This is a genomic window from Bradyrhizobium paxllaeri, assembly GCF_001693515.2.
GTDB classification, from domain to species: Bacteria; Pseudomonadota; Alphaproteobacteria; order Rhizobiales; family Xanthobacteraceae; genus Bradyrhizobium; species Bradyrhizobium paxllaeri.
Genome location: NZ_CP042968.1, coordinates 138,370 through 162,938, shown reverse-complemented (window position 1 = coordinate 162,938; position 24,569 = coordinate 138,370). Strand labels below are relative to the sequence as shown.

Below are 24,569 nucleotides of genomic sequence, written 5' to 3'. Positions count from 1 at the left end.
AATGATCGAACTGATAAGATATTCTGATGATGCAGATGACGCTCAGACAGCTTCGCTATTTCGACGCGCTGGCCCGTCACGGCCATTTCGGGCGCGCGGCCGAGGCGTGTTCAATCTCGCAGCCGGCGCTGTCGATGCAGATCAAGGAAATGGAAGAAGTGCTGGGCGGCGTGCTGCTGGAGCGCAGCGCCCGGCAGGTCACGCTGACGAAATTCGGAGAGGAGATCGTCCAGCGCGTCCGCGATATCCTGCGTTCGGTCGATGAACTCGGTGACTTCGCGCGCGCCTCGCGCGACCGGCTGGCAGGACGGTTGCGCATCGGCATGATCCCGACCATCGCGCCCTATCTCTTGCCCAAGGTGATCGAGAACCTGGCGCGCATGCACCCCGAGCTCGACATTCACGTCCGCGAGACGCTGACCCCAAAGCTGATCAAGGAGGTTGTCGAAGGACGGCTCGACACGGCGATCGTCGCCTTGCCGGTATCCGAACCATCGCTGACCGAGGTCATCTGCTTTTCGGAGAATTTCCTTTTGGTGAGGCCGGGTGAGGATGAGGGAACGCCGGTGCCGAGCCATGAGACGCTGCGCGAGATGCGGCTGTTGCTGCTGGAAGAGGGACACTGCTTCCGCGACCAGGCGCTGTCGTTCTGCAACATGCAATCCTCGCCGCCACGGGAAGTGCTGGACGCAAGCTCGCTGTCGACGCTGGTGCAAATGGTCGGCGCCGGCATCGGCGTCACCCTGATCCCGGAAATGGCGGTCGGCGTGGAAACACGCTCGGCGTCAGTCTCCGTCGCCCGCTTCAGGAATCCGCAGCCGTCGCGGACCATCGGTATGGTCTGGCGCAAGACGAGCCCGCTCGCCGGGCAGCTTCAGCAGATTTCGGAAGTTGTTTGTCTCGCAGCCGACGCGCTGCGCGCACAGCGCGAGGCGAGATCACCATCGCAGAAGACGCCGAACGAGCCTAGAGCTTTATCCTGAGTGCGAACGATCCCGTCTGATTCAGAAACCCGGAAGGGCTGGTCTGCACGCTGTAGCGCACGCTGAGATCCAGTTTCTCGGTCCGCTGCGAGGCTAGCCCGATGCCGGCCGAATAGAGCCATGGCGACTGGCTGAACGCCGTGGCGACGAAGCTGTCGCCGCCGGCCGCGAATGCCGCCGATATCTGCAGCTGGTTGTTGAGCAGATTGTACCCGGCCGCGCCGTCGGCGGTGAGCCAAAGGCGGTCGGCGATCCGGTACGAGCCTTTCACGCTCGCACTCAGCATCAACTCGCGATAGAGCTGCGAACTGACGTTGAGGTTCAGTCCGCCCGCGCCGCTTTCGCTGTAGGCATCGGCACGCACCTGCGCGTAATCAAGCCGCAGCGAGGGCAGCAGCGAAAATCCCTCGTGGACCGGAATGAGCTGCTTGACCGCAAATCCAGCATGACCGGTGGTGCTGAGATAATCTGCTACAGCAGTGCTGCCCACGAAAGAAAGCGACCGGTTGACGCGGTTCTGATTGATGCCGCCATCGAGCAGGAAATCGATTTCGGTGCCGGGCCTCAGCGCGTAGGCGCCATAGAGCCCGAGCTGATAGCTATCCAGCCCAAGCCGGTTGGGCACGGTCGGATCGCTGCCCGCGATGTTCTGATGCCCATACGAAAACAATCCACCAAGCACCGCTCGCGATGACACCGGCGTATCGAGCCCGGCGACGAAGCCACCACCGTTCGCACGATATCCGGGCGCGCCATCGTTGCCTTCCTGGCTGGCGCTGCCGCCGAGCGGCTTGAGCCAGACATTTCGTTCTGCCGCCGTTCCGGCAGTGCGCAGGCCGTAGGCGTCATCAAGCCGGCCGTAGACGCTGTGCTGAAGCGCGCGCTGCGTGGCGTAGGTCGCCTGCGACGCCGCGCCGGCGAGCACGGGCAAGGTCTGGCTGATGGCATTCGAAAGCGCCGGCGCATCGAGGTTGTCGAGAATCGCAAATGTCGGCGCCATCGCGCCGGTCAATCCAAGTGGCGTTGACGCCATCCGGTCGAGCACAACAGCCGCGCCGAGGCCTGCGCGATTGTTCTGCTCCGCCAACACCTCGGCATAGGGCTGCACGAGGGAAATTGTGGCCCATCCTCCGGTCGGATTGCCGGAGAGACCGTAGGTGCTGACGAGCATTTGCGCGCCCGACGCGTCGCCGGAAGCGGAGCCATAGAGGCTGGTGAGGTTGCCGCGCGACAGCGTGTTGAAGAGCACCCGGCCCTCGGGCGTAATCGAGCTGAGCAGGGTGAAATTGCCGGCATTGCTGCCGGTGGGCGCAGCGCCGCTGCCCCAGAAATATCCGTTCTGATAATTGCTCACCACGAAGCGCCCCGGCGTCGTGGTGCCGAACATCGAAGGACTCGTGATGCGCCAGCGCGTACCCGAGGTCCACGCCCATTCCGGCACGGAATTGGCCATCATGGGTTGCGGCGCCGGCGGCACGAAGGTCAGCGGATCGTACGGGACCATATAGGCCCAATGCGTGATTAACAGATTGTCGCCTGTGATCATCTGCATTTCCATCTGCGTCACGCCGTTGACGAGGCGCATCTGGCCGAGGCCGACGGTGACGGCGCCGCCGCCGACCGGCGTAAACACCATGGTGATCTGCCCCGCCGTCGTGACAAAACCCTGGATCGTCGAATTCTCGGTATGCTGCGCCGGCCCGAGCGCGAGTTGCGCGCTGCTGATTCCGGTGAATGCGCCGTTGCTGGCGGTCCCCAGCGCCCACAGCGTCTGATCGCCGATCGGGATGGGGTTGGAGAAGCCGGTTCTTGGCGCGGCATAGGCGAGCAATTGCGGGGCCGGAACATACCAATGCGAATTGGAGAGTGCCGCATCCCAGATCGCGGATTGCGCGAAAGCCGGTCCGCCGATGCCCGCCATGATGAGGCCGGCCGCGCTTGTCAGCAGATGCGAGCGAATCCAGCGCGTCAGCAACGCCACGTTCCTCCGTGAAAGCCGTAGAAGCGGCCGCGCGGATGCCTTGCATGGAGGCATTGCGGACATGGCCGTTACGGCCGAAAGTGCACCGTGCGCAGCGGCATTGTCCTCCCATGTTCATGGGGGACGGGTCGCCTCGAACCCGACCGTCGCAACAAATGCCTGGAAGCATTGCCATGCCTGAGCCCGTGATCCGCCCTGCCCGCTCCGACGAATATGACGAGATCGCCCGGGTCTGGATGGAGAGTTGGGTTTCGACCGGGCTCGAGGACGCCAGTGATCCTCTGCTGGAAAAATTGCGCGCGCGCGTCCCGATGGAAGTAGAGAAGGGCTGGAGCCTTTACGTCGCCGACGACGATGGAAGGTTGGCAGCGATGCTGGCGATACATTTGCCCGACTGCTACCTCGACCAGCTGTTCGTCGCGCCCGAATATCAAAGTGGCGGCCTCGGGCGCCGCTTGCTCGCCTTCACACGAAACCATTTGCCGAATGAAATCTGGCTGCGCTGCGTGCGCGAGAACGAAAAGGCATGGCGCTGGTACGAACGCGAGGGCTTTGTGTTCGAGAAGGAGCAGGTCGAACCGATGATGGGCCGGACGATGAAATATTATCGATGGAAGAGCGCTGGCTGACGTGATGCGCCCGATGCACCTTGCGCGCGCCGTGGACACCCTCTAGTTTCAAAATCGTCCCGACACCTCCTCACCTGTCCAGAGTTCGTTATGGTTCGAGTCGTCTTCGCCGCGATCTTTCTGTCATCCCTCCCGATTTCGTCGTTCGCGCAAGGGCAATCCGCGCCGGGAACAACAACGCAGCCAGTGACGCCTGCTGCCGCCACATCGATCGTCAAGAAAGCCGCGCCAAAAACCAAAACCGGTGCCAAGCAGTCTGCACCGGCGGAGAGCGGGCCTTGCCAGATTGGTATCATCTCGGCGATTGGCGACAAGTTTGCGGTTCAGAAGGTCGGCCTTACCGTGTTCGGGAACGAGTTGACCGAGGTGCCCATCGACAGGTGGGGCCTTGACGATCTCGTCGTCGCTCGCGTTCGCGCGGCTTCTTCCGGGGTTCACGTGCGGAAGATCGCCTATGCCAAGGGCACGTTCGAGCCCTATTACCGTCCCCCGACAAGACTGTTTCGGAACGACGACGAAGAGCTGACGGCGGTCGTCAGGCAAATCACGACGAGTTCGAACTGCGCGCGCTATTTCGTTTTCACAACCTACGCAGCACAATTGCAGGGCACCAATCAATCGCTCCCGGGCATTGGCGTGCTTCACCACGGCTCGGGGCCCTTCAGCAACACGTCCCTGTTCGCCAATTTTGTGCTGAGGGTATTTGACGGCCAGAGTTTCGCCATCGCTAAAAGACCGTCTGCAGATCTGGGCGCCGTCCTTGCGGGGAGCTTTGGACGCCTGGGACAAGACCCGCTCACCAAGCTCGAAGCGGAGGACTTCCCCGCTTCCCCGGCGGACGCGGTCGCGAGTTCGACCCTGCGCGATCATACCCGCGCCTTACTTGCAGCCAGACTGGACAAAGCGGTCGCGGCTTACCTTAAGCAGGAGTGAGATCGCACCGACAGAACTCACCTTCGGTTGATCGAGAGGAGTTACAGAATGATAAAGCTCTATTGGTCGCCCCGCTCGCGCTCGATCTCGGCCATCTGGTTGCTCGAAGAAACCGGGCTGCCTTACGAGCGGGTGCTCACCGACATCACCACGGGCGCGCAGAAGGCGCCGGAATATCTCGCGATCAATCCGATGGGCAAGGTGCCGGGGCTGAAGGACGGCGACGCCGCGCTCGGCGAAGCGGCGGCGATCTGCGCCTACATCGCCGACCGCTATCCGGAAACCAACCTCGCGCCGACGGCAACCGATCCGCTGCGGGCGCGGTATCTGCAATGGTTGTTCTTTTCGCCTGCCTGCATCGAGCCGGCCTTGATCCAGCTTTTCACGAAGCTGGAGGTGCCGGCGAGCACGGCGGCATGGGGAAGCGCGACCCAGACGTTCGACGTGCTCGATGCCGCGCTGCAGAAGGGACCGTGGATTCTCGGCGAGAAGTTTTCGGCCGCCGACATCATGCTGGGCTCTGGCCTGAATTTCGCGGTGCGCCTGTTCAAGATGGTGCCGCCACGGCCCTCGTTCGACGCCTATATCGACCGCTGCGTGGCGCGTCCGGCGTTCCAGCGCGCGGAAAAGATCGCGGCAGGGTGACCAAATCGTAGGGTGGGCAAAGCGAAGCGTGCCCACCATTCCGGACGCAATCTGGCGATAGATGGTGGGCACGGCTGCGCCTTTGCCACCCTACACGACCTCGCCGCAGGCCCGGAGACAAAATCGCGAAAACAACCCCATGCAAAGTAGAGCGGTTTCCCGAATGGCTCACGCGACGACGCGGGGATCCACATCCTGCGTGTAATCGACGCCGTCGATGCCGAATCCGAACAGGCGAAGGAATTCTCTCCTGTACTCCGCAAGGTCTGCCAACTCACCGAGCGATTCCGTCGTGAGCAGAGGCCATCGGCGCGACACCTCCGTCTGAACTTCTGATGAAAGCTCCCAGTCGTCGACCCTGAGGCGCTGCGCCTCGTCAAGTTCAGCACCGGGACCAAGACGGGTCCGGAACAGGCGATCGATCTGCTCGATGCATCCTTCATGATTGCCGAGTTGCTTCATCACCTTGAACAGCACCGTCCCATAGAGCGGCACCACCGGAATGGCTGAGCTTGCCTGAGTGACGACAGCCTTCAGCGCCACCACGCGGGCCGCGTCCTGCCCGAGGCGGCCCCGGATCGCTTCCGCCTTGCGGTCGAGATCGACCTTGGCGCGACCCAGCGTGCCGTTCCAGTAGATAGGCCAGGTCAGTTCGCTGCCGATATAGGTGTAGTTGAGCGTCCGAAAGCCCGGCGCCAACACACCGGCATCCGCGAGCTGGTCGATCCAGCGCTTCCAGTCGTCGCCGCCCATCACCGCTACCGTTGCGGTCGCTTCGTCCTCACTCGCCGGCGCAATGGTCGTCTCATAGACTTCGCCGGTTTCAGTGTTGAGGGTCTTGATTTCGACGGGAGCACCGAGCGGCTTGATCGCCGAGCGCCAGGTCTTGCCGGTGACCGGATCGGTCCGGACCGGAGCCGCCATGCTGTAGACCAGCATGTCGAGCTGTCCGAACTTTTCGCGCACACGCTCGATGAAGGTTTTCTTCAGCTCGTCGGAGAAGGCATCGCCCTCCAGCGTCAGGGGCGACCGTCCGATCCTCTCGGCCTCGATCTCGAAGGCACGGTTGTTGTACCAACCGGCGCTGCCGGTTCTGGTGGCCGTGGGCTCGCGCTCCAGCGACACGCCGATGGTCTCGGCACCGCCTGCGAAGGTCGCAACGATACGGCTCGCGAGGCCGTACCCCGTCGAACACCCCAGCACGGCGACGCGCTTGGGGCATTCCGGAACAGCCCCCTGGCGGAGAACATAGGCGATCTGCTCGCGGACGTTTTTGGCGCAGCCGACAGGATGTGCCGTCGTGCAGATGAAGCCTCGCACGCGCGGTTCAATGATCATGCTTACCCCGTTTCGGATTGTAGCAGCGTCCCCGTCCGCCGCCTGCCGATCTCTCGGCGCAAGCGAGGAGAGGCAAAAACGAAATTACGCATCCATCCGCTTGAACACCAGCGTAGCGTTGGTGCCGCCGAAGCCGAAGGAGTTCGACAGCACGGTGCCGAGCTTGGCATTGTCGATGCGCTTGCGCACGATCGGCATGTCGGCGAAGACAGGATCGAGCTCGGTGATGTGGGCGCTTTCGCAGACGAAGCCGTTGTTCATCATCAGCAGCGAATAAATCGCTTCCTGCACGCCAGTGGCGCCGAGCGAGTGGCCGGTCAGCGCCTTGGTCGCCGAGATCGGCGGGCACTTGTCGCCGGTACCGAACACCTTTCGGATCGCCTCGATTTCCGGCGGATCGCCGGCGGGCGTCGAGGTCGCGTGCGGATTGATGTAGTCGATTGGCGTTTTCACCGTCGACAATGCCATGCGCATGCAGCGCTCGGCGCCTTCGCCGGAGGGAGCCACCATGTCGTAACCATCGGAGGTCGCGCCATAGCCGACCACCTCGGCATAGATTCGCGCGCCGCGCGCCTTGGCATGCTCGAGTTCTTCCAGCACCACGACGCCGGCGCCGCCGGCGATGACGAATCCGTCGCGGCTGATGTCGTAGGGACGCGAGGCGGTGGCGGGCGTGTCGTTGTATTTCGAGGACATCGCGCCCATGGCGTCGAACAAGACCGACAGCGACCAGTCGAGCTCCTCGCAGCCGCCGGCGAAGATCACGTCCTGCTTGCCGATCTGGATCGTCTCATAGGCATTGCCGATGCAATGGTTCGAGGTCGCGCAGGCCGACGAGATCGAATAGTTGACGCCCTTGATCTTGAACCAGGTCGCAAGCGTCGCAGACGCCGTCGATGACATCGCCTTCGGCACTGCAAACGGCCCGACGCGCTTCGGACCCTTGGTGCGGGTGATGTCGGCGGATTCGACGATGGTGCGCGCGGACGGCCCGCCCGAGCCCATGATGATGCCAGTGCGGACGTCGGACACTTCCGCGGGCGTCAGGCCGGAATCCTGGATCGCCTGCTCCATCGCGATGTGATTCCACGCCGCGCCCTCGCCGAGGAAGCGCATCGCGCGCCGGTCGATGACGTCAGCCGGATTGATGGTCGGCGCGCCCTGCACCTGCGAACGAAAACCCATCTCGGCGTATTTCTCCGCGCGCTTGATGCCGGATTTCGCGTCGTGAAGGCTCGCAAGCACTTCCTGGGTGTTGTTTCCGATGGACGAGACAATGCCCATCCCCGTAATGACAACCCGCTTCATGACCGCCTCGCCCTACCGTTTCGTTCGTGTGTGAAAATATGTTCGTTGTGCAATCGCGCCGTTCAGCCTGGCGCAGTGCCCTGCTTGAACAGCCCGACCTTCAGATCCTTGGCGCGATAGATAATCTCGCCATCCATGGAAAGCCAGCCATCGCCGACGCCAAGCACCAGCTTTGAACGCATCACGCGCTTCATGTCGATGTTGTACACAACCTTGCGGGCGTTCGGCAGCACCTGGCCGGAGAACTTCAATTCTCCGAGCCCCAGCGCGCGGCCGCGTCCCTCGCCGCCGATCCAGCCGAGGTAGAATCCGACCATCTGCCACATCGCGTCCAGGCCGAGACAGCCCGGCATGACAGGATCATTCTTGAAATGGCAGCCGAAAAACCAGAGGTCCGGCGTCACATCGAGCTCGGCGCGGATCAGGCCCTTGCCGAATTCGCCGCCCTTGTCGGTAATCTCGGTGATGCGGTCGAACATCAGCATCGGCGGCAGCGGCAATTGGGCATTGCCTGGGCCGAACATCTCGCCGCGGCCACAGGCCAGCAAGTCCTCGTATTCGTAACCGCTGCGGCGATCCAGCATCGTATTCAGCCTTTACCTTAGATGATGTCCCGATGGAGCGCTTTTTGAGCGAACCGGACCCGTTTTCCCGACGGAAACGTTTGTTTCCGCAATTTGGCGCTACTTAGGGTGCTATCGGCATTAGCCTCTGCCGAAATCGCATATGTGGTCCGCGCGCTCTGTAACATAGGCATTAGGGCCCGGGAAAGCACCGGAACGGGCTAAAACGCCGCGTTGGGCGCGCTTGTTCCGCCTCTACATTGGGCCAGTTCTAGTTGCGAAAAACTTGCATCTACCTGATTTCCTTTTATATTGGGCAAGAATATTGCCCAAGTTAGCGCGTGTGGTACCCGAAGTGGACATGAACGACCAAGCCTCGCCCCTGAACGACGATGGTATCGATCCGGCCGCCCGTGCCGCCGGACATCAGCCGGCGTTGACCGGTTGTCCCTGGCACGACGTCAACGAAATGTTGCAAGCCGCGGGTCTCAGACCCACCCGCCAGCGCATGGCTTTGGGCTGGCTGTTGTTCGGCAAGGGCGCACGCCATCTGACGGCGGAAATGCTGTACGAGGAAGCGACGCTGGCCAAGGTCCCGGTCTCGCTCGCCACCGTCTACAACACGCTCAACCAGCTCACCGATGCCGGCCTGCTGCGCCAGGTCTCGGTCGACGGCACCAAGACCTATTTCGACACCAACGTCACCGCGCACCACCACTTCTATCTCGAGAACAACCACGAGCTGGTCGACATTCCCGACCCGCATCTGGTGCTGTCGAAGATGCCCGACGTGCCCGAGGGCTATGAGATTTCCCGCGTCGACATGGTCGTGCGGCTGCGCAAGAAGCGCTAGCCGTTTTCGTCGTCCCTGCGAACGCAGGGACCCATAACCACAGATCTTTGTTGTTGCGGAAGGCGTCTAACTGCGCGCCTCATTGAGAGGCCGCGGCGTATGGGTCCCTGCGTTCGCAGGGACGACCAAGAAGCTCAATCCACCTTCTCGTCGGCGTAAACGCCCCACAGACGCTGCTGCTCGATCCAGCCGTCAAAGCCGTTGCCGATCACGCGGCACCAGCCATTGGTGCATTTCTTGACCTGGGCGACGACGCCGGCCTGCAGGCGGGCCGCAATCGCGCTGGTCCGGTCGGGACGATCATAGAGCGATGCCAGCTCGTCCTTGGTCTTCATGGTCACCACGGCGGTGCGGCGGCCGGACAAGAGCGAATGATAGACCCAGCCCTCGGACCCTTCCGAATCGCGCACGCGGCGCCAGTTCTCGAACTCGGCGGTGATTTCGACCGGCAGGCCCGAGCGGGTATAGATCCAGGCGACATCATTGTCCTTGGTCGGACCGGCCCGCACATTCACATGATCAGACTTGAGGCTGACATAGCGCGGCACCGGCAGGCCGCTCGTGGTGGTGGCCGAATCCTTGGCCGAAAATCCTGTGCTGACGGAAGCGACAAGCCAGCACCCCACCAGCACCGCCACCGAACAGAAACGCCTCAACGCCATCAACCCGTCTCCTGCCGAGCCAACTCGAATTCTTCGAGTTGAAACCGCCCGCTACGCCCGAAAAACCCCAGACCCCTGTGCCCCGCTTTGGCCGCATCCGGCTTGCGACATCCGAGGGGTTCTTGTCTTGGCCCGGCCTTCTGATAGAGAGGACGGAACGCCTAGAACCAGAACGCCATGGATTTTCCGCCGAAAATCCGAGGAAGTATTGGGAACCCAAGGGACTTGCCTCAGCAAACAGCCGGATACCGGGACCGCGTGGCCATCGCAGTGTCGAACAACCGGGTTAATGAGGCCTGAACGGCGCGCTGCAGCGCACCCCCTCATGAGAGCAGGACATGTCGGTTAAGAAAAAACCTCTCGTCGTCGTCACCCGCAAGCTGCCGGACTCGATCGAGACCCGGATGCGCGAGCTGTTCGACGCGACGTTGAATCTCGACGACACGCCGATGACGCCGCAGCAGATTGCCGAAGCCAGCCGCACGGCCGACGTGCTGGTGCCGACCGTCACCGACACGATCGACGAGGGGATGCTCAAGCACCCCGACTGCAAGCTGCGCATGATCGCCAATTTCGGCAACGGCGTCGACAATATCGACGTCACGGCGGCGCATGCGCGCGGCATCACGGTGACCAACACGCCGAAGGTGCTGACCGAAGACACCGCCGACATGACCATGGCGCTGATTCTCGCCGTGCCGCGGCGGCTGATCGAAGGCGCAACCATCCTGCCCGACGGCAAGAGCTGGCCGGGCTGGTCGCCGACCTGGATGCTCGGCCATCGCATCGGCGGCAAGCGGCTCGGCATCCTCGGCATGGGCCGCATCGGCCAGGCCGTCGCCCGCCGCGCGCGCGCCTTCGGCCTGCAGATCCACTATCACAACCGCCGTCCCGTGGCGCCTGTTATCGCCGAGGAGTTAGGGGCGACCTATTGGGAAAGCCTCGACCAGATGCTGGCGCGGATGGACATCATCTCGGTGAACTGTCCGCATACGCCAGCGACCTATCACCTGTTGTCAGCGCGACGGCTCAAGCTGATCCGCAAAGAAGCCTATATCGTCAATACCGCACGCGGCGGGGTGATCGACGAGGACATGCTGATCAAGCTGCTGGAAGCCGGCGAGATCGGCGGCGCCGCGCTCGACGTCTACGAGCACGAGCCCGCGGTCAATCCAAAACTGGTGCGGCTCGCCAAGGCCGGCAAGGTAACGCTGCTGCCGCATATGGGCTCGGCCACGATCGAGGGCCGCGTCGAGATGGGCGAGAAGGTGATCATCAATATCCGCACCTTCCTCGACAACCACAAGCCGCCGGATCGCGTGCTGCCCAGCATGCTGTAGGTGGTCGTCCCGGCGAACGCCGGGACCCATACGCCGCGGCGGTTGTTGGTTAAAGAGGGTATCTGACGCCTGTGCCAAACCGAGGAGCCGCGGCGTATGGGTCCCGGCTCAAGGCCGGGACGACGACGAGTTCTTGGCCGGCTAAGCCGTCTTCGTCTTCCGCCTTTCCCGCTTGCGCCATTCGGCGACGAACGCCACGAACGCGGCAAGCGCCGGCGGCGGCTGACGCCGGCTCGGATAATACAAGAACGGCCCCGGAAACGGCGCGCACCAATCGTCGAGCACGCTGACCAGCGCGCCGGACTTGATGCCGTAGCGCACGTAACCCTCGAACGTCATCCAGAAGCCTGTGCCGTCATGGACGGCACGCAACGCAAGGCCGAGATAGGTCGCGATCAGCTTGGCCGGCGGCGAGACCTTCACCACGCGTCCGGCTTTCTCGAATTCCCAATCCAGCATCGCGCCGCTGCCGAAGCGGGTGCGAATGCAGGCATGGTCGAGCAGATCCTTCGGCGCCTGTGGCCGGCCGTGCCGCGCCACATATTCCTTCGACGCCACGACCGCGTAACGCTGCGGCGAACCCAGCGAGACCGCTATCATGTCCTGCGCCAGATGTTCGCCATAGCGCACGCCGGCGTCGAAACCGGCGGCGACGATATCGACAAACGAACTCTCGCCGACGATCTCCAGATCGATTTTCGGATGCTTCTGAAGAAACGGCGCGACCATCGGCGCCAGCACTAGGTCGATCGCCGGCGGCGGCGCGTTGATACGCAGACGCCCCGAGGGTACGCCACGCAAGCCGCGCACCTGGTCAATCGCCTCGCCGACATCCGATATCGCAGGCACAACGCGGGCCAGCAGCAGCTCGCCCGCTTCGGTGAGCGCGACGCTGCGCGTGGTGCGGTTCATCAGGCGGACGCCGAGCCGCTCCTCCATGTCGCGCAGCCGCTGACTGAGGCTCGAGACGGAGACGCCCTGCTCGGTCGCGGCGCGGCGGAAATTCCGCGTACGCGCGATGGCGACGAAAGCGCTGAGGTCCCGGAGGTCGAAATCCTTCATTGTTCGATATATTGAACAACCTATTATGAATTGTCCAGCTTATCGCTGCAGCCGCGAGGGTTCATATCAGCCTCGTCACGACGGCGCGAAACGGCCGCCGGCAATTCGAGGAGAACCATCATGGAACAGCGCAAACTCGGCTCTACCGGTCCCCAAGTCTCCGCCATCGGCCTCGGCTGCATGGGCATGTCTGACTTTTACGGCCCGGCCGACCGCAACGAGAGCATCGCCACCATCCACGCCGCGCTCGATGCCGGCATCACCCTGCTCGACACCGGCGATTTCTACGGCATGGGCCACAATGAAATGCTGATCCGCGAAGCGCTCGCCGGTCACGGTCGCAACAATCTGCAGATCAGCGTGAAGTTCGGCGCGCTGCGCGATCCCAACAAGAGCTTTCTCGGCTATGACAGCCGCCCGGCCGCGATCAGGAATTTCGTCGCCTACTCGCTGCAGCGGCTTGGCGTCGACACCATCGACATCTATCGGCCCGCGCGGCTCGATCCGGATGTGCCGATCGAGGAAACCATCGGCGCGATGGCCGACATGATCAAAGCCGGTTGGATCAGGCACATCGGCCTTTCCGAGGTTGGTTCCGAAACTATTCGCCGGGCGCACGCCGTGCATCCGATTGTCGATCTGCAGATCGAGTATTCGTTGCTCGCACGCGGCATCGAGAGCGACATCCTGAAAACTTGCCGGGAACTCGGCATTGGCATCACTGCCTATGGCGTATTGGCGCGCGGCCTGATCAGCGGCCACTGGACCAAGGATCGTTCCGGTGGGCAGGATTTCCGTGCCATGAGCCCGCGCTTTCAGGGATCGAATCTCGATGCGAACCTGATGCTGGCTGACTCGTTGCGGCGAATTGCCGACGACGTCGGCGCTTCGCCAGCCCAAGTCGCCATTGCCTGGGTCGCCGCGCAGGGCAGCGATATCGTGCCGCTGGTCGGCGCCCGTCGCCGCGATCGTCTCGCTGAGGCGCTCGGTGCACTCGATGTAAAGCTGACGCCGACTCATCTGGCCGCATTGGCCGAAGCGTTTCCACCCGGCGCCGCCGCCGGCGCGCGCTATCCCGAAGCCCAGCTCGCGCATATGGACAGCGAGAAGCGATGAGCGGCAGGGAATGTTAGGCCGCGTGCCCGCTCAGATCGACGATGACGGGCGTATCGCCGTTGAGCGGGTTCTGCGGATCGCGCTGATAGCGCAGGGTTTCGAAGCGCATCGCGCGCGCGTCCACCATCACCAACCGCCCGACCAGGCTCTCGCCGAAGCCGACGATTTCGCGGATCGCCTCCAGCGCCATCATCGAGCCGAGCATGCCCGCCAGCGCGCCCATCACGCCGGCCTCGGCGCAGGCCGGCACGGTGCCTGGCGGCGGCGGTTCGGGAAACAGGCAGCGATAGGTCGGGTTGAAGCGGCCGTCGGCATCCCGTTCATGAGCGCGGATCGTGGTCAGCGATCCGTCGAACTGACCCAGCGCCGCCGTGATCAGCGGCTTGCCGGCGAAGAAACAAGCGTCGGAAATCAGATAGCGGGTTTCGAAATTATCGGAGCCGTCGAGCACGAGATCGTAGTCGTCGATCAGCGCCATCACATTCCCCGCATTGAGGCGCACCGCATGCGGCTCGAACTGGACATGGGGATTGAGCGCGCGAACTGTTTCCGCGGCACTGTCGACCTTGAGCCGGCCGATGTCAGGCGTGGTGTGGATGATCTGTCGCTGCAGATTGGACAGCGAAACGATGTCGTCATCGACAGCGCCGAGCCTGCCGACACCGGCGGCGGCCAGATACATCAACACCGGCGCGCCGAGGCCGCCGGCGCCGATCACCAGCGCCGAGGCCTGCTTCAGCGCGGCCTGCCCGGGGCCGCCGACGTCGCGCAGCACGATGTGGCGGGCATAGCGTTCGAGTTCGTCGGCCGTCAGCATGATCGCACTACTTCCTTTTCCCGCATCCCGACTATCAGACCTGAACCGGAGATTCCCTGAACCGGGGCGCAGTTGTTGCCGACTAAGCAGATGTGCTTAATTGGCCAGACGTCAATGATCGCACTCTCCCTCTTCCGCCGGGATTTGTCATGAGATTGGTGCCTTCAGCAACATTGGTGATCGCGGCCTCGGTTTTTGTGGTCGTCGGGACCACCGCGCAGGCGCAAATGACGCCGCCTTCCACGGCTGGCACCAAGCCCAAGCCGGTCGCGACGGAGCCGGTCCGCCCCGCGCTGCAGAAGCCGGAGGACACCGCCAAGGCGCTGGGACAGGCCGAGCGGCTGACGCTGCAGTCGGACCTCGCCTGGGTCGGACAGTATAACGGCGCCATCACCGGCGACGTCAGCGAGCGCATGGTCAATGCGATCAAGGAATTCCAGAAGTCGCGCGGGGGCAAGCCGACCGGCGTGCTCAACCCGCAGGAGCGCGGTGCGCTGGCCGATACCGCCAGGAAAAAGCAGGAAAGCGTCGGCTGGAAGATCGCCACCGATCCCGGCACCGGCGCGCGGCTGGGAATTCCCACCAAGCTGGTGCCGGCGCAGGCCAGCGACGCCAACGGCACCAAATGGACCTCGCCGACCGGCACGATCCAGATTCAACTGGCGCGGCGCAAGGAGGCCAATCCGACCACGGCCAAGCTTGCCGAGCGCGAGAAGAAGGAGCCGGGCCGCAATATCGATTACACCGTGGTCAAGCCTGATTTCTTCGTGCTGTCCGGCCTGCAGGGCCTGAAGAAGTTTTACATGCGGGGCACCTTCAGGGGTGACGAGGTCCGCATCCTCACCATCATGTACGATCAGGCAACCGAGAACACCGTGGAGCCGGTCGTGATCGCGATGTCGAGTGCGTTCAACGCGTTTCCGGCGGCTGCGCAAACCGCAGGGCCTCCGCCGCGCAAAACCGTCGAATACGGCACCGGTGTCGTCGTCGGCGACGATGGCGCGATCATCGCCGATCGCCAGATCACCGACGGTTGCCTCACGGTGGCGATCGCGGGCTTCGGCAATGCCGACCGCGTCGCCGAGGACAAGGAGCACGATCTCGCGCTGCTGCGCATCTATGGCGCACGCGGGTTGAAGGCGCTGAATCTTGCCAACTCCGCGACAAAAACCGCGCTCGATCTCACCGGCATCGCCGATCCGCAGAACCAGGGCGGCGGTGCCGCGGTCACCAGCGCCAAGGCTTCGGTGGCCCAACTTGGCGGCGGCGCCGACATAGCGCTGACTCCCGCACCCGCGCTCGGCTTTTCCGGTGCGCCCGCGCAGGATGGCGACGGCAGGTTTGCCGGCATCGCGCTGTTGAAGCCGGTTCAGGTCGCAGGGACCACCAATGGCGCGCCCACGGGCCAGGCGGTGCTGGTGACCAGCGATACGCTGCGCGATTTTCTGAAGGCCAATGGGGTTAATCCGGCAGGTGGATCGGCGGACGCCAAGGCGTCAGTGGTTCGCGTGATCTGCGTCAGGAAGTAAGCTGTCGTCACCTGCGAATGCAGGTGACCCAGTATCCAGAGACGTTTGTGACAGAGCCGATAGGCTGCGGCGTACTGGATACCCGCATTCGCGGGTATGACATTCTTTAGCGCGGCAGGAGCAAAGGTCTCACCTCAACCCGAATCTCACGCCAGCGCGCGCCAGGCCGCCGGCAATACCGATCGGCGTTCCGTCCGCACGCCAGCACGCCGCGCCCGACATCGTGCCGTCTTCGTGGAACTGGATCGCGTTCATGCCGCCGGCAACCGTCGGCATCGGCTGCACCTGGTGACCCATCGCGGCAAGTTTGGCGCGAACATGATCAGGCACCGCCAGTTCGACTTCGAGCGCATTGCCCTCGGTCCAGACCCGCGGCGCTTCGACCGCCTCCTGCAGGCTCATGCCGTGGTCGATCAGGTTGATCAGTGCCTGCATCGCACTTGGGAAGATGCGCTTTCCGCCGGGCAGGCCGAGCGCGTAAACGAGCTTGCCATCGCGCAACGCCATCATCGGCGACATCGACGTCGTCACGCGCTTGCCCGGCGCCAGCGACAGCGCATGGCCGGGACGGGGATCGTAGAGATTCATGTAATTGTTCGGGATGGCGCCGAGGCCGGGTATCAGGATTTTCGCGCCGAACAAATTGTTGATGGTCTGCGTGGTCGCGACCACGTTGCCGAACGCATCCGCCGCGGTCATGTGCGTGGTGTGGGCGCTTTCGAGCTGCGCCACACCCGCGCCCCACGCCTGCGCGCGGTTCGGATCGATCGCGCGGCGACGCTCGTCGGCATAGGCCTTCGAGGTCAGCCGCTCGACCGGCACGTTGATGAAATCAGGATCACCGCTGGCGGCGGCGCGGTCGGCGAAGGCGATCTTGAGCACTTCGGCGAGATAATGGATGGTTTCCGCCGAGCCGAAGCCGAGCTTTGCGATCTCATAGCCTTCGAGAATGTTGAGCATCTGTGCGATGTGCACGCCGGAGGCCGCGGGCGGCGGCGGGCCCAGAATTTGCCAGCCGCGATAATCCGCGCGGATCGGCTGGCGCTCGACCGTCTTGTAGCCCGTGAGATCCTCGCGGGCGATGAAGCCGCCGTTCTTCTTCATGTAATCGACAAGAATGTCGCCGAGCGGCCCCTGATACAGCGCCGCCTCGCCATGCTGCGAGATGAAGCGCAGCGTCTCCGCATATTCCGACTGCACCACGCGCTCGCCGACTTTCAGCGGCGTCCCGTTGGGTAGGTAGATCGCCGAAATCGCCTTGTCCTTGGACATCTCGGCCGCGCTGTCGGTGATGCATTCGTGCAGATAAGGCGTCGCCGCATAACCGCGGGAGGCATACTTGATGGCAGGCTGCATGACGTCGGCAAGGCTCATGGTGCCGAACCGCTGCAGCGTCTCGCACCAGGCCTTCAGCGAGCCCGGCACCGCGACGGCCTTCGGTCCGGTCAGATTTTCATCGCCGACGGTGTCGAACACGTCATGCGCCGAGCCGGGCTTCGAGGTGTAGGTATCGGGCCTCACCGCCAGCGGCACCGTGCTCTGGCCGTCGATGAAGCGGTGGCTGCCATCGGCGAGCCTGATGTGGGCCATGCCGCCGCCGATGATGCCGACCATCATCGGCTCGACCACCGTCAGCGCAAACAGGGTCGCGATCGCGGCATCGATGGCGTTGCCGCCGGCCGCCAGCATTTCCGCGCCCGCGCTCGATGCCAGCGGATGATTGCTGACCACCATGCCGTGGCTTCCGGCCGCAGGCTGCTTCTGGCATTGAAAAGTGGTGGCTGCGCGATCCCGCCAATGACCCGTCATGCTGTTTTCCCGTTTCTTGTTGTGGTTTCACCGGGCACAAAATGCACCACGCGGCAGTATTTGCCCGGATGACCACCATTCCAGAATCGGGCATCATTGCAAGCTGACTGATTCGGACTACCGCGATCCCCTGACCTTTGGATCGGGCTGGGCACGTCTGAGAGAGCGCGTAACTTGGCGTCGCAGAATGCGGCGCAGCTCGTGTGCCGGAACCCAAAATGCCAGAAAGCCATCCAGAGGACGTGAAATGCAGACGATCGTATTGGCCACCCAGAAGGGCGGCGCGGGGAAAAGCACGCTCGCCATCAGCCTAGCGCTTGCCGCCATCCGGGCCGGGCACAATGTCCGCCTGATCGAGACCGATACACAGGGCACCGTTTCGAACTGGAAGCGCCGCCGCCCCTATGCCGCGCCGATCGTCGAGCCGATCTACGCCGTCAGGGAGGTCGAACAGCGCCTGCAATCGCTCGGTCGTGAGGGCGTGACGGTGACGATCGTCGATACCGCGGGCGGGATCAGCGCCGCGACCAATTCCGCGATTCGTTATGCCGACTTCTGCCTGATTCCGGCGCGTCCGAGCATCGCTGACATCGAGGCGACGGCAGCGACGCTCAGCGTCGTCAGGGCCTGGCGCAAGCCGTTCGCCTACGTCCTGAACCAGACCCCGATCCGGAGCGCGGCGCGCCTCGCCTGCGCAGAAAATGCGCTGGGCGATGAGGCCGCGCTCGACAGCGCCGATATTGTTGCGAGACCAGTCATCGTGATGCGCAACGATCACCAGGACGCGCTGAGCGCCGGCCTCGCGGTCTGCGAACATGCACCAGGCGGCAAATCCGCCGAGGAAATCCAGGCCCTCTGGCAGTGGGTCGACGCGAGGTTGGGCAATGCGGCGACCGCCCGCGACGAGCCGATCGTCAAGGAGCTGGTGGAAAGGCCCGCGATTCTTCCCGCAATGGCGGCGCTCCCATCCATTGCGAACGACAGCGCTCGCTTCCTGAGAATCTTGGCTCGGACCTGATAGCCCCCTCCCGCGGTGTCATCGCGGGAAGCGAGCGACGACTTGTCGGCCGAAGCTCAACGAGCGAAAGCAAAAGCAATCCAGCCAGCAGCCCCGCTGGATTGCTTCGCTATCGATTTCGGCGCAGCCAGTTTTCCCGCGTCACGCGCCATTTCTCGGCGAGCGTCTGACCGTCGTGATGGGCAAGCTCGACATAGCCGAGGAATTCGGCGCCGGTCTTCTGCTTGACCCGGCGCGACGCCGCGTTGGTGGCCGCATTGCAGGCATAGAAGCTCTCGATCCCGAGCGTGCGGAAGGCAAAATCATTCACCGCCGAAACGGCTTCGCTCATCAAGCCCTGATTCCAATAACGCTCCGCGAGCCAGAAACCCCGGTTGCCCTTCACATTGTCCGACCGCGGGCGAAAGCGAATATTCCCGATCGCCTCGCCATCGCCGCCGCGCAGCACCAGCATCCAATTATAGATCTCTTCGCCCGCAGCGACCCTTTCCAGTTCCCGCGTGATGAAGGTCACCGCGCCGTCTTCCGGATACGGCCAGGGAACGACCTGCGCGAGATGCTGGATGATGTTCCAGTTGTTGAAATGGCGCTGGATCGCCGGCGCATCCGACATCGCGAGCGGCCGCAAGATCAAGCGCTTGGTTTCGAGCGTCGGCGTAACGGTCATTTCTGGCATTTCGGGCACCAAAAGGTAGAGCGGCCATTCTGCACGAAGCGCCGCACAATGCCGCCGCAGGCCTTGGTCTGGCACTTCTCGTCCTCGCGATCATATACCCCGAACGAGTGCTGGAAGTAGCCAAGTTCGCCCGAGGTCAGGCGATGATCGCTGATCGAGGAGCCGCCGGCCTTGATCGCCTGATTCAGCACCGCGTGAATCGCATTCACCAGCCGCCCGGCATGGTCGGTTGGCTCGCCCTTCTTGGTCGCCAGCGTTGCCGCCAACCGGCGTGGCGACAGGTGTGACCGGTACAGCGCCTCGCAAACATAGATATTGCCGAGGCCGGCGACCACGCGCTGGTCGAGTAGCGCGGCCTTCAGGCTGGTCTTCTTGTTGGCACAGGATGCCGCCAGCATCGCAGCATCGAATTCGTTGCCGAGCGGCTCGGGCCCGAGATCCTTCAACAGCGGTTCGTCCTCCAGCGCGTTACGGGCGATGATCTTCATGTAGCCGAAGCGGCGCGGATCGTTGAACACGATAGCGGCACCCGATGACATGTGGAACACCACGTGGTCATGCGCGCGGTCCTCGCTGCGCGGATGGTGGAATTGGCCGGGCGCGCTGTCGTTGACGCCGTCGAGTACCCGGAACGAGCCGGACATGCCCAGATGCATCAGCAGGACATCGCCGGAGCCGAGATCCGCCATCAGGTATTTGGCGCGGCGGCCGAGGCCGGTCACGGTCTGGCCCTCCAGCCGTGCAATAAAATCTTTTTGAAAGGGAAACCGCAGATCCTTGCGGCGGGCTTCCGCCTTGAGGATTTTCGACCCCTCCATGGCGGGCTGCAGGCCGCGGCGGACGGTCTCAACTTCAGGCAATTCGGGCATACAGGCATTCACCTTATGGAGGTGACGTGATAGCGCCATTGCGGCCGGCGCGCTATGGTTGGCCTACGGAGTAAAGTTGATGGATCGGCCGGATCAAACCACCCATTTTGGCTTCAGGGACGTGCCCTTGGGGGACAAGCAGACGCTGGTGAACGACGTTTTTCACAGCGTGGCACGGCGTTACGACCTGATGAACGATCTGATGTCGGCGGGCCTGCACCGGGTCTGGAAAGACATCATGATTATGGCGCTCAACCCGCCGAAAAACGACGCGCCGTTTGCGCTGCTCGACGTCGCCGGCGGCACCGGCGATATCGCCTTCCGCGCGGCGGCGGCGGCAGGCCTGGGCTTCCACGCCACCGTCTGCGACATCAATACCGACATGCTCGAGGTCGGCCGCAACCGCGCGCTGGCGCGCCATCTCGACCATCAGGTCGCCTTTGTCGAGGGCAATGCCGAGACGCTGGCGTTTCCGGATCGCACCTTCGACGCCTACACCATCGCCTTCGGCATCCGTAACGTGCCGCGGATCGACGCCGCCTTGCGCGAGGCCTATCGCGTGCTGCGGCCGGGCAGCCGATTCCTGTGCCTGGAATTCTCCACCGTCGACGTTCCCGGACTCGACTGGCTGTACGACCAGTTCTCGTTCAAGGTGATCCCGCCGCTCGGCCGCGCCGTGACGGGCGATGCGGAATCTTATCAATATCTCGTCGAATCGATCCGGAAATTTCCGCGCCCGAATCAATTTGCCGAGATGATCCGCGCCGCAGGCTTTGCGCGGGTGAAGTGGGAAAGCCTCTCAGGCGGTATCGTGGCTTTGCATTCGGGCTGGCGTTTGTGATTTCTGCGGCGCCCCACATCGCGCGGCTCGTCCGCGCCGCTTACGTGTTCGCGCGCGAAGGCGTGTTCGGCGTGGTCGACCCGAGCCTGGTGCCGCCGCCCGGACAACTCGCATTGCGTCTGGCGCGGCTGATCGAACGGCCCGGCGTCAAGGTCGGTCCGCGGCTGTCGCGCGCCCTGACGCGGCTCGGCCCGGCCTATCTCAAGCTCGGACAGTTTCTGGCGACGCGGCCCGACGTGGTCGGCGTCGCGATGGCGCGCGATCTGGAGAGCCTGCAGGACCGGCTGCCGCCGTTTGCGCAAGTTGAAGCCGAGGCCGTGATCGCCGCATCGCTGGAACGCCCTGTATCACAGGCTTTTATCAGCCTCGGACCCGCGGTCGCCGCCGCCTCGATCGCCCAGGTGCATCGCGGCGAAGTCGAGCGCGATGGCGTACGCCAGCCGGTCGCGGTCAAGGTCCTTCGCCCCAATGTCGCCTCGCGTTTTCGCCGCGACCTCGCCGATTTCTTCTTCGTCGCGCGCAATGCGGAAGCGCACTCGGCTGAAGCACGGCGGCTGCGGCTGATCGAAGTCATCAACACGATGTCGCGTTCGGTCGCGATGGAGATGGACCTGCGGCTGGAGGCAGCCGCGCTGTCCGAGATGGCGGAGAACACGCGCGACGATCCGGATTTCCGCGTGCCGGTCGTCGACTGGGATCGCACCACCCATAACGTGCTGACGATGGAGTGGATCGACGGCATCGCGCTGAACGACCACGCGCGCCTTGAAGCCGCGCAGGTCGATTTGCCCGATCTTGGCCGCAAGGTGATCCAGAGTTTTCTGCGCCACGCGCTGCGCGACGGCTTCTTTCATGCCGACATGCATCCCGGCAATCTGTTTCTCGACGATTCCGGCCGGCTGGTCGCGGTCGATTTCGGCATCATGGGCCGGCTCGGGATGAAGGAGCGGCGCTTCCTCGCCGAGATCCTGCTCGGCTTCATCACGCGCGACTATCGCCGCGTCGCGGAAGTGCATTTCGAGGCCGGCTACGTGCCGGGCCATCACTCGGTGGAGAATTTCGCGCAGGCCATCCGTGCCATCGGCGAACCGATCCATAATCGCACCGCCGAAGAAATCTCGATGGCGAAGCTGTTGACGCTTCTGCTCGAAGTCACCGGCCTGTTCGACATGCAGACCCGGCCCGAACTGATCCTGTTGCAAAAGACCATGGTGGTGGTCGAAGGGGTCGCGCGCGGCTTCGATCCCAAACTCGATATCTGGAAGGTCGCCGATCCCGTGGTGCGCGAATGGATCGAGCGCAACCTCGGCCCCTTGGGGCGGGTTCAGGGCGCGATGTCGGGCGCGGGCGAACTCGGCCGCGTCATGACGGGGCTGCCCGCAATCGCCTCGCGGGCGGTTGCTGTGATCGAGAACATGGAGAAGATGACCCGCGAGGGCATGACGCTGTCGCCAGAGACGATCGCCGCCCTGGGCCGCGCCGAGGGCCGCAAGAGCCGCTGGCGAACGGTAGCGCTCTGGATCATCGCGGCGACCTTTATCGGGATTTTGGTCGCCATCCGGCAGTTGTGATTGCAATGCAAGCATGGTGTGCTAGCATTGACTGCACATCCCTGCCGGAGGCCTGCTCATGGCCAGCCTGACCATTCGAAAACTCGACGAGAACGTCAAAACCTATCTGCGGCTCCGATCGGCAACGAACGGCCGCTCCGTCGAAGAGGAGGTTCGGGTCATCCTGGGAGAACTCATCCAGGGGCGCCCCGAACTACCAGGCGCCTCCGTTTCCTCCGCCGAAGCCCCCGCACAGGCCCCGCGCCCGGTCAGCGCCTCCAGCGCGCGAAATGTCACCCTGATCATCGGCGGCGGCATCGCCGCCTTTAAATCGCTGGAGCTGATCCGGCGGCTGAAGGAGCGGCACATCGACGTCCGTTGCGTGCTGACCAAAGCCGCGCAGCAATTCGTCACGCCGCTTTCGGCGAGCGCGCTGTCGCATGAGCGCGTCTATACCGACCTGTTCGACCCCGGCAGCGAATTCGACGCCGGTCATATCCGCCTGGCGCGCGAATGCGATCTGATCATTGTGGCGCCGGCGACCGCAGACCTGATGGCGAAGATGGCGCAGGGCCATGCCGACGATCTCGCCAGCGCGATCCTGCTCGCGGCCGACCGGCCGATCCTGCTGGCGCCCGCGATGAATCCGCTGATGTGGAACAACGCCGCCACCCGTCGCAACGTGCTGCAGCTTCGCCGCGACGGCGTCCAGATGATCGGCCCCAATGCCGGCGAGATGGCTGAGTCCAATGAAGCCGGCGTCGGGCGAATGTCGGAGGCCGTCGAAATCGCCGCCGCCGCCGTCGACATCCTGCGCCCGCCGCAGCCGCGTCCGCTCGCGGGCAAGCGCGTGCTGATCACCGCGGGGCCGACGCATGAGCCGATCGATCCCGTGCGCTACATCGCCAACCGCTCCTCCGGCAAGCAGGGCTTTGCCATCGCCGCAGCGGCGCAAGCCGCTGGCGCCGACGTCACGCTGGTCTCCGGCCCGGTCGAATTGCGCGATCCCGCCGGCGTCACCGTGATCCGCGTGGAATCGGCGCGCGACATGCTGCACCGGGTGCAGGCTGCGTTGCCGGCGGACATTGCGATTTTCGCCGCCGCCGTCGCCGACTGGCGCGTCGCCAACGAAGGCGAGCAGAAACTGAAGAAGACCTCTGCCGGCATGCCGCCGCTGCAACTGGTGGAAAATCCCGACATTCTCGCGACGATCTCGAAGCTGACGGACAAGCGTCCGCCGCTGGTGATCGGCTTCGCCGCCGAGACCGAGCATCTGATCGACAACGCCAAGGCCAAGATCGCGCGCAAGGGCTGCGACTGGATCGTCGCCAATGACGTTTCGCCCGCAACCGGCGTGATGGGCGGCGATCGCAACACCGTCCATCTGCTGACGCGCGACGGCAAGGATATCGGCGTTGACAACATCAACGTGGAGTCCTGGCCTGTCATGACCAAGGAACAGGTCGCGGCCGAACTGGTGACGAAGATTGCCAAGAGCATGGAGAAGAATTCGTGAGCGCGACGGTGAAGGTCGACATCCGCCAATTGCCGCACGGCGAAGGTCTCGCCCTTCCGGCCTATCAGAGCGCCGATGCCGCGGGGCTCGACCTGCTCGCGGCGGTGCCGGCGGACGCGCCACTGATTCTTTCGCCGGGGAAATTCGCGATGGTGCCGACCGCGCTGACGATCGCGTTGCCGTCAGGCTATGAGGCGCAGGTGCGGCCACGTTCCGGGCTGGCCGCCAAGCACGGCGTCACGGTGCTGAATTCGCCTGGTACTGTGGATGCGGATTATCGCGGCGAGATCAACGTGCTTCTGATCAACCATGGCGACGTGCCGTTCCCGATCAAGCGCGGCGAGCGCATTGCACAGATGGTGATCGCGCCGGTGGTGCAGGCGGAACTGGTTCCCGTGGCGTCGCTCTCCACGACCGATCGCGGCAGTGGCGGTTTCGGGTCGACCGGGCGCTGAAATTGCGTCGCTGAACACGGCTGAAATTGGCGATCCTCTGATTTCTTCACAGCCGAATTCACGTTCACGGTCTGGA

General features: G+C 63.7%; 23 protein-coding genes. 13 read left to right on the top strand and 10 right to left on the bottom strand.

Annotated elements, in window-relative coordinates:
* Window positions 1-26 precede the first annotated feature (26 nt).
* Window positions 27-983, top strand: coding sequence for a LysR substrate-binding domain-containing protein (locus LMTR21_RS00810; RefSeq protein WP_065752503.1), 957 nt, complete (start codon window positions 27-29; stop codon window positions 981-983).
* Here the strand turns inward: LMTR21_RS00810 and LMTR21_RS00805 are convergent.
* Window positions 967-2,964, bottom strand: a complete 1,998-nt coding sequence (locus tag LMTR21_RS00805; protein WP_065752502.1) for an autotransporter family protein — start codon at window positions 2,962-2,964, stop codon at window positions 967-969. The two genes, LMTR21_RS00810 and LMTR21_RS00805, sit on opposite strands and share 17 nt — an antisense overlap.
* 173 nt (window positions 2,965-3,137) lie before the next feature.
* Here LMTR21_RS00805 and LMTR21_RS00800 point away from each other — a divergent pair, with 173 nt between their 5' ends.
* The 3 genes from LMTR21_RS00800 (at window position 3,138) to LMTR21_RS00790 (ending at window position 5,171) form a co-directional block, all read left to right on the top strand.
* Window positions 3,138-3,593, top strand: coding sequence for a GNAT family N-acetyltransferase (locus tag LMTR21_RS00800; protein ID WP_065752501.1), 456 nt, complete (start codon window positions 3,138-3,140; stop codon window positions 3,591-3,593).
* A 90-nt stretch (window positions 3,594-3,683) separates the two neighbouring features.
* The gene (locus tag LMTR21_RS00795; RefSeq protein ID WP_065752500.1) at window positions 3,684-4,526 is read left to right on the top strand and encodes a hypothetical protein; all 843 of its coding nucleotides are present in this window, start codon (window positions 3,684-3,686) and stop codon (window positions 4,524-4,526) included.
* A 48-nt stretch (window positions 4,527-4,574) separates the two neighbouring features.
* Entirely contained in the window at window positions 4,575-5,171 is a 597-nt protein-coding gene (locus LMTR21_RS00790; protein WP_065752499.1) for a glutathione S-transferase family protein, read from the top strand.
* Between the two features lie 168 nt (window positions 5,172-5,339).
* Here LMTR21_RS00790 and fabV read toward each other — a convergent pair whose 3' ends face one another.
* From fabV to fabA, 3 genes are all read right to left on the bottom strand, one after another.
* Window positions 5,340-6,509 (bottom strand): enoyl-ACP reductase FabV, encoded by a 1,170-nt coding sequence (fabV, locus tag LMTR21_RS00785; RefSeq protein WP_065752498.1) that lies wholly within the window; start codon window positions 6,507-6,509, stop codon window positions 5,340-5,342.
* Window positions 6,510-6,593: 84 nt separating this feature from the next.
* A complete protein-coding gene (fabB, locus tag LMTR21_RS00780) occupies window positions 6,594-7,817 on the bottom strand; it encodes a beta-ketoacyl-ACP synthase I (protein WP_065752497.1) in 1,224 nt (407 codons plus the stop codon).
* A 62-nt stretch (window positions 7,818-7,879) separates the two neighbouring features.
* Complete coding sequence (gene fabA / locus LMTR21_RS00775; protein ID WP_057837471.1) at window positions 7,880-8,401, bottom strand: 3-hydroxyacyl-[acyl-carrier-protein] dehydratase FabA; 522 nt, start codon at window positions 8,399-8,401, stop codon at window positions 7,880-7,882.
* A gap of 340 nt (window positions 8,402-8,741) precedes the next feature.
* Between fabA and irrA the strand changes: the two genes are divergently transcribed.
* A complete protein-coding gene (irrA, locus tag LMTR21_RS00770; protein WP_065752496.1) occupies window positions 8,742-9,233 on the top strand; it encodes an iron response transcriptional regulator IrrA in 492 nt (163 codons plus the stop codon).
* A gap of 134 nt (window positions 9,234-9,367) precedes the next feature.
* On the opposite strand, the gene LMTR21_RS00765 is transcribed toward irrA, so the two are convergent.
* Window positions 9,368-9,895, bottom strand: coding sequence for an SH3 domain-containing protein (locus LMTR21_RS00765; RefSeq protein ID WP_065752495.1), 528 nt, complete (start codon window positions 9,893-9,895; stop codon window positions 9,368-9,370).
* A gap of 338 nt (window positions 9,896-10,233) precedes the next feature.
* Here LMTR21_RS00765 and LMTR21_RS00760 point away from each other — a divergent pair, with 338 nt between their 5' ends.
* Window positions 10,234-11,235: a 2-hydroxyacid dehydrogenase gene (locus tag LMTR21_RS00760; protein ID WP_065752494.1), complete on the top strand. Its 1,002-nt coding sequence runs from the start codon at window positions 10,234-10,236 to the stop codon at window positions 11,233-11,235.
* 141 nt (window positions 11,236-11,376) lie between these two features.
* Here LMTR21_RS00760 and LMTR21_RS00755 read toward each other — a convergent pair whose 3' ends face one another.
* Window positions 11,377-12,297, bottom strand: a complete 921-nt coding sequence (locus tag LMTR21_RS00755) for a LysR family transcriptional regulator (protein WP_065752493.1) — start codon at window positions 12,295-12,297, stop codon at window positions 11,377-11,379.
* A gap of 120 nt (window positions 12,298-12,417) precedes the next feature.
* On the opposite strand from LMTR21_RS00755, the gene LMTR21_RS00750 reads away from it, so the two are divergent.
* Window positions 12,418-13,413: an aldo/keto reductase gene (locus LMTR21_RS00750; protein WP_065752492.1), complete on the top strand. Its 996-nt coding sequence runs from the start codon at window positions 12,418-12,420 to the stop codon at window positions 13,411-13,413.
* A gap of 13 nt (window positions 13,414-13,426) precedes the next feature.
* Here LMTR21_RS00750 and LMTR21_RS00745 read toward each other — a convergent pair whose 3' ends face one another.
* Window positions 13,427-14,230, bottom strand: a complete 804-nt coding sequence (locus tag LMTR21_RS00745) for a HesA/MoeB/ThiF family protein (RefSeq protein WP_065752491.1) — start codon at window positions 14,228-14,230, stop codon at window positions 13,427-13,429.
* A gap of 149 nt (window positions 14,231-14,379) precedes the next feature.
* Here LMTR21_RS00745 and LMTR21_RS00740 point away from each other — a divergent pair, with 149 nt between their 5' ends.
* On the top strand, window positions 14,380-15,759 hold the full coding sequence (locus tag LMTR21_RS00740) for a serine protease (RefSeq protein ID WP_065752490.1): 1,380 nt from the start codon (window positions 14,380-14,382) through the stop codon (window positions 15,757-15,759).
* Window positions 15,760-15,888: 129 nt separating this feature from the next.
* On the opposite strand, the gene ggt is transcribed toward LMTR21_RS00740, so the two are convergent.
* Complete coding sequence (ggt, locus tag LMTR21_RS00735) at window positions 15,889-17,568, bottom strand: gamma-glutamyltransferase (RefSeq protein WP_065752489.1); 1,680 nt, start codon at window positions 17,566-17,568, stop codon at window positions 15,889-15,891.
* Window positions 17,569-17,815: 247 nt separating this feature from the next.
* Between ggt and LMTR21_RS00730 the strand changes: the two genes are divergently transcribed.
* A complete protein-coding gene (locus LMTR21_RS00730; RefSeq protein ID WP_065752488.1) occupies window positions 17,816-18,586 on the top strand; it encodes a ParA family protein in 771 nt (256 codons plus the stop codon).
* Between the two features lie 109 nt (window positions 18,587-18,695).
* Here the strand turns inward: LMTR21_RS00730 and LMTR21_RS00725 are convergent, their stop codons facing one another.
* Entirely contained in the window at window positions 18,696-19,253 is a 558-nt protein-coding gene (locus LMTR21_RS00725) for a GNAT family N-acetyltransferase (RefSeq protein ID WP_065752487.1), read from the bottom strand.
* Complete coding sequence (mutM, locus tag LMTR21_RS00720; RefSeq protein ID WP_065752486.1) at window positions 19,250-20,131, bottom strand: bifunctional DNA-formamidopyrimidine glycosylase/DNA-(apurinic or apyrimidinic site) lyase; 882 nt, start codon at window positions 20,129-20,131, stop codon at window positions 19,250-19,252. Before mutM ends, LMTR21_RS00725 begins: the two co-directional genes overlap by 4 nt.
* A 79-nt stretch (window positions 20,132-20,210) precedes the next feature.
* On the opposite strand from mutM, the gene ubiE reads away from it, so the two are divergent.
* Genes ubiE through dut form a run of 4 tightly spaced genes read left to right on the top strand, consistent with a single transcriptional unit; the run spans window position 20,211 to window position 24,493 of the window.
* A complete protein-coding gene (ubiE, locus tag LMTR21_RS00715) occupies window positions 20,211-20,972 on the top strand; it encodes a bifunctional demethylmenaquinone methyltransferase/2-methoxy-6-polyprenyl-1,4-benzoquinol methylase UbiE (protein ID WP_065752485.1) in 762 nt (253 codons plus the stop codon).
* The gene (gene ubiB / locus LMTR21_RS00710; RefSeq protein WP_065752484.1) at window positions 20,969-22,543 is read left to right on the top strand and encodes a 2-polyprenylphenol 6-hydroxylase; all 1,575 of its coding nucleotides are present in this window, start codon (window positions 20,969-20,971) and stop codon (window positions 22,541-22,543) included. The genes ubiE and ubiB overlap by 4 nt, the downstream gene beginning before the upstream one ends.
* A gap of 58 nt (window positions 22,544-22,601) precedes the next feature.
* Window positions 22,602-24,038, top strand: coding sequence for a bifunctional phosphopantothenoylcysteine decarboxylase/phosphopantothenate--cysteine ligase CoaBC (coaBC, locus tag LMTR21_RS00705; RefSeq protein ID WP_065752483.1), 1,437 nt, complete (start codon window positions 22,602-22,604; stop codon window positions 24,036-24,038).
* Window positions 24,035-24,493: a dUTP diphosphatase gene (gene dut / locus LMTR21_RS00700; protein WP_065752482.1), complete on the top strand. Its 459-nt coding sequence runs from the start codon at window positions 24,035-24,037 to the stop codon at window positions 24,491-24,493. Before coaBC ends, dut begins: the two co-directional genes overlap by 4 nt.
* Window positions 24,494-24,569: the final 76 nt, after the last annotated feature.

Bases quoted from the DNA above. Each gene is read 5' to 3' on its own strand.
- LMTR21_RS00755 (WP_065752493.1), bottom strand. From the start codon at position 12,297: ATGAAGGATTTCGACCTCCGGGACCTCAGCGCTTTCGTCGCCATCGCG.
- irrA (WP_065752496.1), top strand. From the start codon at position 8,742: ATGAACGACCAAGCCTCGCCCCTGAACGACGATGGTATCGATCCGGCC.
- LMTR21_RS00765 (WP_065752495.1), bottom strand. From the start codon at position 9,895: ATGGCGTTGAGGCGTTTCTGTTCGGTGGCGGTGCTGGTGGGGTGCTGG.
- LMTR21_RS00740 (WP_065752490.1), top strand. From the start codon at position 14,380: ATGAGATTGGTGCCTTCAGCAACATTGGTGATCGCGGCCTCGGTTTTT.
- fabA (WP_057837471.1), bottom strand. From the start codon at position 8,401: ATGCTGGATCGCCGCAGCGGTTACGAATACGAGGACTTGCTGGCCTGT.
- ubiE (WP_065752485.1), top strand. From the start codon at position 20,211: ATGGATCGGCCGGATCAAACCACCCATTTTGGCTTCAGGGACGTGCCC.
- LMTR21_RS00800 (WP_065752501.1), top strand. From the start codon at position 3,138: ATGCCTGAGCCCGTGATCCGCCCTGCCCGCTCCGACGAATATGACGAG.
- ggt (WP_065752489.1), bottom strand. From the start codon at position 17,568: ATGACGGGTCATTGGCGGGATCGCGCAGCCACCACTTTTCAATGCCAG.
- LMTR21_RS00730 (WP_065752488.1), top strand. From the start codon at position 17,816: ATGCAGACGATCGTATTGGCCACCCAGAAGGGCGGCGCGGGGAAAAGC.
- LMTR21_RS00760 (WP_065752494.1), top strand. From the start codon at position 10,234: ATGTCGGTTAAGAAAAAACCTCTCGTCGTCGTCACCCGCAAGCTGCCG.
- LMTR21_RS00725 (WP_065752487.1), bottom strand. From the start codon at position 19,253: ATGACCGTTACGCCGACGCTCGAAACCAAGCGCTTGATCTTGCGGCCG.
- LMTR21_RS00795 (WP_065752500.1), top strand. From the start codon at position 3,684: ATGGTTCGAGTCGTCTTCGCCGCGATCTTTCTGTCATCCCTCCCGATT.
- LMTR21_RS00810 (WP_065752503.1), top strand. From the start codon at position 27: ATGATGCAGATGACGCTCAGACAGCTTCGCTATTTCGACGCGCTGGCC.
- coaBC (WP_065752483.1), top strand. From the start codon at position 22,602: ATGGCCAGCCTGACCATTCGAAAACTCGACGAGAACGTCAAAACCTAT.
- LMTR21_RS00745 (WP_065752491.1), bottom strand. From the start codon at position 14,230: ATGCTGACGGCCGACGAACTCGAACGCTATGCCCGCCACATCGTGCTG.
- LMTR21_RS00790 (WP_065752499.1), top strand. From the start codon at position 4,575: ATGATAAAGCTCTATTGGTCGCCCCGCTCGCGCTCGATCTCGGCCATC.
- LMTR21_RS00750 (WP_065752492.1), top strand. From the start codon at position 12,418: ATGGAACAGCGCAAACTCGGCTCTACCGGTCCCCAAGTCTCCGCCATC.
- fabB (WP_065752497.1), bottom strand. From the start codon at position 7,817: ATGAAGCGGGTTGTCATTACGGGGATGGGCATTGTCTCGTCCATCGGA.
- mutM (WP_065752486.1), bottom strand. From the start codon at position 20,131: ATGCCCGAATTGCCTGAAGTTGAGACCGTCCGCCGCGGCCTGCAGCCC.
- fabV (WP_065752498.1), bottom strand. From the start codon at position 6,509: ATGATCATTGAACCGCGCGTGCGAGGCTTCATCTGCACGACGGCACAT.